An 11,782-nucleotide genomic window follows, 5' to 3' on the forward strand; every position below is an offset into this window, starting at 1 on the left:
AATTTTTAATGATTAAAATGCTAATTGAATACCGATATTGAACCTTCTGTTAGGTGGATATCCCAATCCAGCACGTCCCATTTCAGGATCCCATAATTTGAACGGACTAATTACAAACAGGTTTACACCACTACAGTATATTCTTGTATTTTTCAAGCCGATCTTTTCAAACGTTTTACTTTTCAGGTTATAACCCATTTCTACGGTTTTCAATCTCAGGAAAGCACCATCTCTTAACCACCATGTTGAAGTCTGGGTATTGTTTTCCAACGGATCAACCGATAAACGTGGCCAGAATGCATGAACATCAGGATTGGTTTCAGACCAGTGGTCTTCAGCAATCAAGGCAAGTGCATTTCTTCTTGATGCAAATGGAGCAATACCATTGTCATTTGTTCCGGGATTGATGAAAAGTGATACCCTGGCATTACCCTGGAAGAAGAAGGATAGATCGAAATTCTTGTAACCACCCGATGCTCCGAAACCATATTGCATTTCTGGTACAGTTGGCAATCCCAAAGGAACGCGGTCGTTCGAGTTTACAACGCCGTCGCCATTTACATCCTTGTATTTAATGTCACCAGCCTGGTAAGTTCCAAAGTCCTGTTTCGGAGAGTTGGCAATCTCTGCTTCATCAACAAAAAGCCTTTCTGCAATTAGTCCCCACCATTGGTTTATGGAGTGACCTTTTTGTTTCAGGTATTCATCGGCGTATTCTTTTTCATCAAGCTCAACATATTTGTTGGTCGCAAAAGTCAGGTTGGCACGGCCGGTTAACCACCAGTTGTTGGTTGAAATGTACTGGTAATCGACAGAGGCTTCATAACCCCATGATTCAACTTTACCAACGTTACCACTGATTGTTGCTTCAAGACCTGCGGTAGCCGGGAAGTTTTGGCGTTGAAGGTAGATCTGATCCCTTACGTCTTTGAATAAATCTCCCTGAATTTTCAATGATTCATCAAGGAAACTCAGTTCAAGCCCAAGGTTCATTTTGGTTGATACCTCCCAGGTGATGTCCGGGTTCGCATAACGGTTAACATTGTAGCCGCCGTATTCATTCATAAAGGTAGTTCCCCAACGGTATCCGTTTCCTCCTTTTGAAATATCAGATAGGTAGAAGAAACGATCCTGGCGGCCCGCGATAGCATCGTTACCTACCTGTCCCCAGGTTGCTTTCAATTTAGCCGTATTGATTACTTTTTTCATTGGCTCCCAGAATGATTCATTCGAGATTAACCAACCTCCACCAAATGATGGGAAGAAACCATATCTTCTTGAACCACTGAATTTTTCTGATCCGTTATAGCCGTATGCAAATTCGAAGAAATAACGGGTATCGTAGTCATAGGTTAAACGACCTGAGTTCCCCATGTTTCTTTCTGGCAGCGTTTCATAAATTGACCTACTATTACCGCTGGTCAGCAAGTATTCTTCGAACATACCAACGGTCATAACTCCTACACTGTGTTTTCCGAATTTTTTATCCCAGTTTAAACGTGCTTCATAGTAATAATGCGCACTAGCATCGCGACCAGGATTAACATCGCCCAGATAAACCTGTCCTCCAGTTGGATTTAATTCAAAGAGTTTGTATTCTCCGGTTATCTGGTTGTAGCTTTCAAGGTCGTAAAAGAACGGGCTGTATGATCTTCTACTCGAGTATAGACTCCATGTATTTACCGAAGCTTTTGCCTGTAATTTTAATCCTTCAGTAATGAAATCTAAATCCTGAGAAAGAGTAGCCATCGCGGTAATGGAGCTTTCGTTTTTGTCTTCGTATCCGCGAACCATTTCAGCGTATGGGTTTTGCTTTAAACTACCGTTTACAAATGTGTTCCCAAACAGGATATGGTCGGTATAAACGTGTGCTTCGTCCGGTTCATAAACAGCGGGGAAGTCAACCGGGTTTGAATTCATTACTGCCCTGAAAATATCACTTGCCGATGAGTTTGGCCCGTTATATCTTTCAAATCTACCTTGCAGCCTTGTATCAAGTCGGGTAGTTGGAGTAATTTTAATTACAATGTTGTTACGCAATTGTACACGGTTGATGTCAATGTTGTTGTTAAAGTTATTTTTTGAGTCAACTTTTAACAAACCCGTTTCATTTTCAATAGATCCAGCAACATAGTAGGTTGCCACTTTACCCCCACCGGAAACGTTGAAATTGGCTTTCTTGTTGATCGTCGATTTTTCAAATAATTCGTCGTACCAGTCAATGTTCGGATAAATCATTGGATTTACGCCATCGGCTGTCGATTGAATTTTTTGCTCACTGTAATAGGCTCCCAATACTGGGTTTCTTGAGATTCTGGCTTCGTTGTATAAACGCATGTAGTCTACACCGTCAAGCAGGTCATTCATCATGGTTGGAGTAGCCAGGTGAGATTCAAGTCGAACGTTAATTTTAGCAGGACCTTCGCGACCTGATTTTGTTTCAACGATAATAATACCGTTTGCTCCCCGGGCTCCGTAAAGTACCGTTGCAGAGGCATCTTTCAGAATTGAAAAACTTTCGATGTTATCAGGTTCCAAACGAGCCAAGTCGTCTGACGAACCTTCAAAACCATCAATAAGGATCAATGGATTGGTTTTGTAGCCGAACGTGGTAACCCCGCGCACAAAGAATTGGGCATTGTCGGCTCCCGGCTCACCCGAAGTTTGGTAGGAAATAATCCCCGGAATTTTACCGGCCAGAGCAGTCGTTAAGTTTGACGAAGGCTGCTTTAATTCTCCCGGACGTACAGTTTCGATCGACGAAATTACACTTTCTTTACGCTGTTTTCCGAATGCAACAACCTGCACTTCTTCCAGTTGTGTGTCGTCGTCGTACATCGTGACGTTCAGAATGTTTTGTGTGCCGATAACTTTAAGTTCCCGGTTTTTTCCCACAAACGAGAACAGCAGGGTGTCTCCCTGGGCAACGTTAATGTTGTATTCCCCGTTAAAGTTGGTGACAGTACCTCTTGTGGTTCCTGTTACCATAATGGAAACTCCGGGAATCGGTTGTCCGTCAACACCACTGACAATCCCCGTTACTTGTTTTTGGGGATCTTGTTTTGCGGGTTGGTCGACATTCATTTTTCTTTTCAGAATGATTTGATTTTCTTCAATCTCAGCCGATACTGAAGCCTGATCACAGAATTCCTTCAAAACAATATCCAGTGACTGGTTTGTGGCCTGAATGGTAATTCTTTGATCCCGATTGAAGATTTCGTCCCGGTACAGGAAGAAATAATCGGTCTGACCTTCGATCTGATCAATTAATTCTTTTACCGTTGCATTTTTTAAATTGAGACTCAACTTCGTGGTTTGAGAATAGGAATTGGCCCATCCTACTGTGAAAATCAAGAAGGAGAAGATAAATGTTAGTTTCATTTTTTTGAAATTGAGAACGTTACCTTTCCTTTTGAAAAGGTATTTCTTTCGTAATTTTCTCATAAATTTGTTAGGTTAATTTAATTTATTAATTACACTATTTAAAGCCGGGAAGTGGTGGCTCACGACCTGGCTTTTTCTCTTTTATTTATTTTAATACATACTCCGTTTCATTTGTATGAACCAAATCCAACGATGCAGCTTTGGCAAATATGTTTAATACTGTTTCTTTGTCTTCTTTTAATTCAAGTTTCCCGGTGATCCTCAAAAAGCCCAAGGTAGGATCGACCAAACCAATCCGGATGTTGTAATAACGCTCGATTTTTTTGATGACTCTGTTTAACTCCTGAGTTTCGAAAATCATATAGCCTTCGTGCCACGAAACGTAATTTTCAACATCAACATTTGAAATGTCAGTTTCCTTTGTATCGACATTGAACGCCGCGCGCTGATTAGGTTCCAAAACATAATCTTTGCTTCCCAAATGAAAGCCCGGTTTGCTTATTTTAACCTTTCCTTCAACTAAAATGGTTTCTACGATTTTATCCGTTGGGTAGGCTGACAGGTCAAATTTAGTTCCCAGTACTTCAATATTAAGTTCTTCAGTTTTTACAATAAACGGCATTTCGGAATTATGAACTACCTCAAAATAACCTTCACCGATTAACGACACTGTTCTTTGAGAACCTTGAAACTTTGACGGATAAATCAAACGTGATCCCGCATTTAAGTGAGCCAATGTCCCGTCAGGTAGTTTTATTGAAGCATTTTTACCATAGGGTACAAAAAGCTCATTAAGATTCTGATCTGTTGTTATACCGGGGGAACGGACAGTGTCCTTTTTATTAATCACAATTTGTCCGTTCGATTTATATTCGATCTCCGATTTTTTATCCGGTATCTGAACGTTACTTCCATCAGAAAGAATTAATGTCGAATAGGCCGGATTATTGCTTACCTGAAGACTTTGCTGAAGTCCGTTGTTTTTCTCTTTATTTAAATATTGATTGATCGCTACGCCAAGCACAAAAAAGAGAATACCTACTGCCGCGTAGCGGAAGTACGAAAACAAGATGATTTTTTTCTTCGATTTTTTTCCTTTGTTATCAAGCTCTTTCAAAATTGATGTAAAAACTTCTTTTGATACTTTTGATACATTGGGAGTAGGTGTGGATTGAAGATGAGAAACGATCATATGGGCAACGCGAATCTGTTCCTGTTCATCTTCATGTTTTTTTATGTAGTCGTTCCAGTATTCATCAAGATCTTTGGTGGGATTGAGCACCCATCTGACAAAGTTCTGGTCTTCGTAATATTTTAAAAATTTATCCATTAGAGTAAGAGACTTACTAGTAAGGGATCTTATCTATTAAAACATGGACACTAATTCTGAGAAATTTTTGAAAAAAGAATAAAAAATAATGAAGTGAAGCTATCGGAAGGAATTTCGCTTCTTAAGGTAAGTAAGGCTCTGTACAGAAGTTTTCGTGCTGACTCAACTGAAATGTTCATGATTTCGGCTATCTCAGGATAGCTCATCTCTTCTTCAAATTTGAGGTAAATTATCTCTTTCTGTTTTGCCGGAAGTTTTTGGGTAGCTGCCTCCAGTAATTCTCTTATTTCCTGAGATATTTCTTCATCGATAAGCCGGTCCTGATAACTATATTCAACATTAAAGTCGAATTCGAACTTGTTGTCTTTAATGTCAAACAGTTCTATTCTTTTACTGCTTTTAATTTTTTTTATCAGACTGTTTCGTAACGAGACAAAAAGGTAAGCTTTAAGGTGTTTGATGTCAGCATTTAGCTTTTCTCTTTTTAGAAATAAATCTATAAAAATTTCCTGCAGGCTGTCGTGGACTAGTTCGTGATCGATACAAAGCTTATAGCCATAAGAAATCAATTGATCTATATGGAGCTCGTACAAAGAAGAGAAACTTTTATCATCTCCGTTTAAAAACGCCTCCCACAAGTATAAAATATGTCCCTTATGGTAATTGTCCATTCGTCACAAGTTGGTTGTCGGCAAAGTTCACTCTTTCTAATTTATAAAACATTATTAATTAGAAAAATATTTTCAAAAGTAATCAAAATATTAATTGGGGTAACAGCACAAAAGCCTGATAATTTTTGATTAAAGGAGTTGTAGCATAAGTAATGTTTTGTTAGTCACATGACGATAACGGTCATCGCAATATGTACTTTTATTGAATAACAATTGATTTGAATCTAAATTTGTTACAATCTTCAACCCTCTTTAATTTTCTATTTGTATAAGTCCCTAAGTTTCGTGATAATTTCGCTGTTTCATTGAAGGCTCACTTTGAAAAAAAATGGCATTAATTTTCAGTCAGCAGCTTGTCTTTAATTTAGTTAGACCAAGTATGGTGTATAATTGAGACAAGGGTGCATAGAATTGATCTAAATTGAATGTTTTTTTTTTACAAGGTTGTTCAGAAAGTTTTTTTTTCTAATTTCAACAGATTGATAAACTAATTTTTAACCAGTGAACCAGAGACTTATGAAAAGCTTATTAATGTTGGCCCTTATTTGCAATTTCAGCATTATTTCATTTGCAGAGAATAACAAAGTCAAGTTTGGGAAAATTGAACAACGTGACCTTGAAATGAAGGTTTATGATCAGGATACATCTGCTTCGGCTGTTATTTTATATGAAAAAGGAAATTCTGCGATCAGATATGTTCAGGGCGAGGGATGGAAATTGTATTTTACAAAACACCAACGGATAAAAATTCTAAAGAAGGAGGGAGTTGAGTACGCCGACTTTAAGATTGGACTAAATGCCAGTCAAAGTAGTAAAGAAGAAGTAAATGGTTTAAAGGCGATAACTTTTAACCTCGAAGATGGAAAAATCATAAAAGATGAATTAAACCGGAAAGATGTTCATTTGGAAGAGGTGAATAAATTTCACAATATGCAAAGCTTTTCATTGCCAAATGTAAAAGTAGGGTCGGTAATTGATGTCGAATATACCATCGATTGTAAATCTTTCTTCCGGAACATGCGGCCTTGGCGTTTTCAACATTCCATTCCAACCGTATACAGCGAATATGAAGTTCTTGTCCCGGAGTATTTCCGGTTCAGACAGTTTACCCTCGGATTTGAGCGTTTTACACTTGCAGAGGAAACAAAAGTCCCGGATAAAGTTACACTAACTTCGAAGATGAGATCGGGGGGAAACTCAATGAGTGCCACTCAAACCCAATTTAATACCGATGTGATTACGTTTAATTCTGCAAACTATCATTATATCGCCGAGAATATGCCTGAATTTAAGGAGGAAGCTTATACCTCAACCGTTGATAATTTTATTCAGCAGGTACAGTTTGAGTTGCAGTATGTTCAGTTTCCCGGCGATAAATTATACACTTATTCTCAATCCTGGGAGTCAATAAATAAGGATCTTGCCGAAGATGATGAATTCGGGGAAATTATTTTTGGGCCGGTAAAGTTGCTTGAGGAAGAAACTCAAAGTTTAGTGGCAGGTGCCGGTAGCAATAAAGAGAAAGTTGGAATATTGCTTACGCATGTGCGGGATAATTATAAATTTAACGGTTTTTATAATATTTACTCCAAAGGTCTTCGAAATGTCATAAAAGACAAAAACGGGAACGTAGCTGATATTAACTTTTTATTGGCGGGTTACCTGAGGGCTGCCGGATTTGAGGTAAAACCAGTGGTATTAAGTACCCGTTCGAACGGTGCTTTTGTTTTTCCAACAGTGACCGGATTCAACTACGTAGTGTTGCTTTGCGAGGTGGACGGAGAGAAACTATTGCTGGATGCTGCAAATAAATCCAGCGGAATCAATGAACTTCCGTATCAGTGTTTGAATTCACAGGGCTTAGTTGTCGGCGGCGCCGCTCCTGAGTGGGTTGAGTTGATGGAGCTAGGCCGATCAGATGCCAACTATGTAGCCATTTTAAATGTAAATACGGATGGTAAGTTGTCGGGATCTTTAAAAATAGGACGCAAAGGCTATTCTGCTCAATCGTTTCGCGATAAAGTTGATGGTTTTAACAGTGTGGAAAAGTATATCGAGGATTTTTCAGAAAAAAAACAGGACTGGGAGATTACTACCCACGAATTGGAAGGAGTGAATGCTTTGGACGAAAGAGTGCTGGAGACGATAGAACTTTCCGTTACCAATAAAAGTATTTTTGCCGGTGACAAAATATATGTTTCTCCGATTATCTTTAATGCATTAGACGAAAATCCCTTTAAACTGATGGAACGAAAGTACCCGGTTGATTTTGGATTTGTATTTAAAGAAAGCGAAATGACTGTTTTCAATGTTCCGGAAGGTTATGTGGTGGAAGAAGTTCCCGAATCGCTAAGAGCCAGTTTGCCTGAAAATAAAGCATTGTTTTTGTTCTCTGCCCAAAAAATAGGGGATAGACAGATCCATCTTACTGCCACATTGTCGATCAATAAACCGGTATTGATGGCAGAAGATTACGGAAACCTCAAAGAACTTTTCAATATGATCATTGAAAAGCAAAACCAGCAAATTGTACTGAAAAAGATTTGATTTCAGGCCGTTTTTGAGAATGCTCAACCTAAGCGATTTGATTTTTAATAAAGACAGCTATCTATGAAGCTAAAGCATCTGTTTTTATCTGCAATATTATTATTTGTTGTCACCGGAATTTCAGCAAAAGATATTTTTTATCCGGTATCGGAAATTGCTGATAATTTATTGACTGAGGCCAACTCTGTAACAAGAACGAGTGAGACCATACTTGAAATCTTCTCAAAAACCAAAATCAGGTATACCTGCAAGGAAGTAATCACCGTGATCAATGAAAACGGAGAAGGAGAGGGAATTCTTTACATACCTTATGATTCCAATAGTGAGATTGATATTACTGTAGCGAATTTTTACAACAAAGACGGAGAGCTGATAAAGAAGGTGAAGAAAAGTGATGTATACGATCAAAGTTCATTTGATGGATTTTCGCTGTACACTGATGGACGATTTAAGAGGATAACTCCTCAAATAAGTACTTATCCTTACACTGTTGAATACGAATTTTCGATTGATTTGAAAGGTGCTATCGATTTCTTAGATTGGATGCCTTGTGATTCCTACAATAAATCAGTCGAGTATGCCAGTTATAAAATACTGGATTACGAAGCAGAGGGAGTCAGAGTTAAACCCAACAAGTTTGCGCACACTGTTGAAAACGGTGATTTGGTTGATGGAATAAAAACTTATCTGTGGGAAATGAAAAACATGGAAGCCATCGAACACGAGCCATTATCGGTATCGATGGCGAATTTTGTTCCCCGTGTGGTAGTTGCGCCTTCGAGTTTTGAGTTTTATGGCACATCAGGCAGTATGACCAGTTGGAAGGATTTCGGTGATTGGGTATATGGCTTAATCGCAGATAAAAACAATCTTCCTGAAGAAAGGGTGCAGTTTCTGAAAAGTTTAACGAAAGAAGCGGATGATACTGCTGAAAAAGTGAAACGGGTATATCAGTTTATGCAGGAGAAGACCCGTTATGTCAGTGTTCAGTTGGGGATTGGCGGATTTCAGCCTTTTCCGGCCCAAAAGGTAGATGAAGTTGGCTATGGCGATTGTAAGGCCTTAACAAATTATATGAAATCGATGTTGGAGAGCATTGGTATTGATTCCTATTATACCCTTGTAAAAGCAGGATCAAATGCAGGAAACATCGATGCCGATTTTCCTTCGCAGGGTTTCAATCACGTTATTCTTACGGTTCCGCTCAATTCGGACACAATTTTTCTGGAATGTACAAACCATTTTTCTCCTTTTGGTTTTTTGGGAAGTTTTACCTCCGATAGAAATGCCTTGCTTGTCGAGAAGAACAAGAGTCGGTTAATCCGAACAAGCGATTACGGAATAAACGACAATACCTGGAAATTGAAGGCTTCTATTGAGCTGAATGAAGAGGGCAATGCGGTTGTTAACGATACAGTTGAGTTAAAAGGGCTTCAGTACGAGTATATTGAAAAAGATCTGCTGAAAACACACGAAGATCTTATTGAAGATGCATATAAAACGAGTGAAATCACCGGGGCAAAATATAAAAGGATAGAATTCGATAACCGGCCTGACCGAATTCCATTGGCTACACGATTCAGGTTACTGGATATCGATCGGCTGGCTTCAAAAATGGGTGACCGGATGTTTATTCCAGTGAATAGTTTGAATAGGCACTCATCGGTTCCACAAAAATCAAAGAACAGGAAATATCCGTTTAAAACGCAGCTTTTTTACCATGATATGGATTCTGTTACCTTTCTTATCCCTGATGTTTATGACGTAGAATATTTACCCGAACCAGTAAAGATTGAAACTGAGTTTGGCGTGTACAAGTCGGAAATGAAATATGATCAGAACCTGGTTACCTATTTGCGCAGCGACATAAAAAACAAAGGCATATTTCCACCGGAGAAATATGCCGAATATGTTCAGTTTGTCAAACAAATTGTAGATGCAGATAATCAAAAAATGATTTTAAGGAAAAAATAGTGCGCACTGATTTTACAGGACGAGATACGGAAGGCTTATTTGTGTTTTCCGGTTTCACGTTCTTCCCAGCCACTTTTGCCTTCATCGATATAGATTTCAATCAACGATTTAGAGACCCGTTCATCCACTTCTTCCACAAGCTGAACCCGCAAGGGTTGAGTTAGTTTTCTTTGCCAGTTTAATACTTCGCGGTAAGGTACCTCCCGATCAGTTTCATAAACCAGGTAGGCCCATTTTTCGGTGAACAAACTGCCTTTTATGGCCGGAATTACCTGTTGCATGTTCGATCCCAGAAAGCTGAGCGACAAGGCTCTGGCCCAGTATATCCAGGGGCCGGCTGTAATGTAGAAATAAGGATTCAGCAAGCGCGACCTTGATTCGAGCGAGGCATTGGCATAACTAAGCTGAATGCCGGCAAATCCGATCCCGGTGTTTTCATTGTAAAAAGTGATCCATGGCACGTCGGCTTCCATTTTTAGGTCGGTAAGATCGGCCATGTTCGCCACATCGTAGGTAATTACCTCATCTCGGATTACATCGTACCAGGCAGCATGGGTCATCAGTTCCCGTTTAAAAACAATTTCGGCGTTTCGTAAGGCAATGGTCTGAACGGTTTCGTTAATGCGCATGTTGGTGGTGCTTTCAAAATACGGAACACCGGGATAAAAAGTATAGCGTACCGAAGCATCTACTTCGGGCATGTCGCGCAGGTTACCCCAAAATTCGGCAGTGGCAAGCACCGGGCCGGAAATGGAGTACATGTTCTGGTCGTGCTTCCAGTCGGCGGTGTGTGTCCAGGCGCGGGGAGGAACATAAATCCCCGGGTTCCAGTGTATGGCTCCGTTTGTTTCCATCCGGTGAAACAAAGGCGCTTCGGGTTTGGATTTAAGCGTGAGTTGATCAAGGTGCCCGGAGTTGGGATGAAGGACCGCATTAAAGTAGTTATTGTCAATTCGAAGTCCGGGAAGTTCTCCCTGGACCTGAAGATCGGTTTGCCAGGTTTTAGCCAGCGCTTTTTCGTTGTTGTAATACACCAGGTACACCTTACTGGTTTTGGCCGGGACATTAGCTAAAAACGCCAGTTTACAGGTAACTGTCGGCATCCACAAAGGAATATGACGCTTGGGTTGTCCTTCTTTTTCAGGTTCCAGGTTATCTTCAACCGTGTAGCGCTGAATGTCAAATACCTGGCAGGGAACTTCCGTTAAAGTAAAACTTTTCGGATCGACCTCCATAACCCGGATCTCGCGTTTCAGATCGCTGGCTTCATCCGGGTAAAAAGGAAGCAGCACTTCTACCGGTTCATTTTCGCGATCGATTCCAGTCGTTTCACTTAAAACAAGCGACTTGTAGTTTTTCCAGGCGTTATCAAATGTTGCGGTCTGCTCAGGCGCTTTTACGGTTTGAGTTGCCGATAAAAACGTATCGTCATCCGAAGGTCGCGCCGATTTTTTTATCCGAACGGTAACCGTAATATCATACGATTCTCCGGGATTCCATTTTATCCATCCGGTAATAACAGGTTGTTTGTACAGGGTATTGTCCTGCGACAGTGCATATCCTGACGGTGGGCGATGTGTCAGCGCCGGTTTATTCACATCTTCGTGTACATCGCTTTTGTACAGGTTTACAAAACGCATGGGTTTCCCGTTTACAGCTGCTTCCACTTCGATAATGGATGCTTCCGGCAAATCAAGTTTGGCTATAAAATGATAAAAAGGGATCGCCGGTACAGGATATCCCAGTTCCATGCTTTCAATTGTCAGCTTTGCTTGCTTTTCTTTTGCCTGGCTTGTTGAGCAAAAGCCAGCGGAGGTAAAAACTACCAGGATGATGTATAAGAAGTATTTCATTTGCTGTTGCTTTTAGTGTTGAA

At 40.0% G+C, this 11,782-nt stretch carries 6 protein-coding genes; 2 read left to right on the forward strand and 4 right to left on the reverse strand.

Going from position 1 to position 11,782, the window contains the following annotated elements:
* Positions 1-12: 12 nt before the first annotated feature.
* From MR764_RS08090 to MR764_RS08100, 3 genes are all read right to left on the reverse strand, one after another.
* Positions 13-3,381, reverse strand: a complete 3,369-nt coding sequence (locus MR764_RS08090) for a TonB-dependent receptor (RefSeq protein ID WP_247978903.1) — start codon at positions 3,379-3,381, stop codon at positions 13-15.
* Positions 3,382-3,529: 148 nt separating this feature from the next.
* Positions 3,530-4,714, reverse strand: coding sequence for a FecR domain-containing protein (locus MR764_RS08095; RefSeq protein ID WP_247978904.1), 1,185 nt, complete (start codon positions 4,712-4,714; stop codon positions 3,530-3,532).
* A gap of 50 nt (positions 4,715-4,764) precedes the next feature.
* Entirely contained in the window at positions 4,765-5,385 is a 621-nt protein-coding gene (locus tag MR764_RS08100) for a sigma-70 family RNA polymerase sigma factor (protein WP_247978905.1), read from the reverse strand.
* Positions 5,386-5,901: 516 nt separating this feature from the next.
* Between MR764_RS08100 and MR764_RS08105 the strand changes: the two genes are divergently transcribed.
* A complete protein-coding gene (locus MR764_RS08105) occupies positions 5,902-7,932 on the forward strand; it encodes a DUF3857 domain-containing protein (protein WP_247978906.1) in 2,031 nt (676 codons plus the stop codon).
* Positions 7,933-7,995: 63 nt separating this feature from the next.
* Positions 7,996-9,906, forward strand: a complete 1,911-nt coding sequence (locus MR764_RS08110) for a DUF3857 domain-containing protein (protein WP_247978907.1) — start codon at positions 7,996-7,998, stop codon at positions 9,904-9,906.
* Between the two features lie 35 nt (positions 9,907-9,941).
* Here the strand turns inward: MR764_RS08110 and MR764_RS08115 are convergent, their stop codons facing one another.
* Entirely contained in the window at positions 9,942-11,759 is a 1,818-nt protein-coding gene (locus tag MR764_RS08115; RefSeq protein ID WP_247978908.1) for a hypothetical protein, read from the reverse strand.
* Between the last annotated feature and the right edge of the window lie 23 nt (positions 11,760-11,782).

This window comes from Maribellus sp. YY47 (assembly GCF_023111095.1).
Classification (GTDB): Bacteria; Bacteroidota; Bacteroidia; order Bacteroidales; family Prolixibacteraceae; genus Draconibacterium.

What these genes read in the sequence shown, in the direction of transcription:
- MR764_RS08090 (WP_247978903.1), bottom strand. Translation starts at nt 3,381, where the DNA reads ATGAAACTAACATTTATCTTCTCCTTCTTGATTTTCACAGTAGGATGG.
- MR764_RS08100 (WP_247978905.1), bottom strand. Translation starts at nt 5,385, where the DNA reads ATGGACAATTACCATAAGGGACATATTTTATACTTGTGGGAGGCGTTT.
- MR764_RS08095 (WP_247978904.1), bottom strand. Translation starts at nt 4,714, where the DNA reads ATGGATAAATTTTTAAAATATTACGAAGACCAGAACTTTGTCAGATGG.
- MR764_RS08115 (WP_247978908.1), bottom strand. Translation starts at nt 11,759, where the DNA reads ATGAAATACTTCTTATACATCATCCTGGTAGTTTTTACCTCCGCTGGC.
- MR764_RS08105 (WP_247978906.1), top strand. Translation starts at nt 5,902, where the DNA reads ATGAAAAGCTTATTAATGTTGGCCCTTATTTGCAATTTCAGCATTATT.
- MR764_RS08110 (WP_247978907.1), top strand. Translation starts at nt 7,996, where the DNA reads ATGAAGCTAAAGCATCTGTTTTTATCTGCAATATTATTATTTGTTGTC.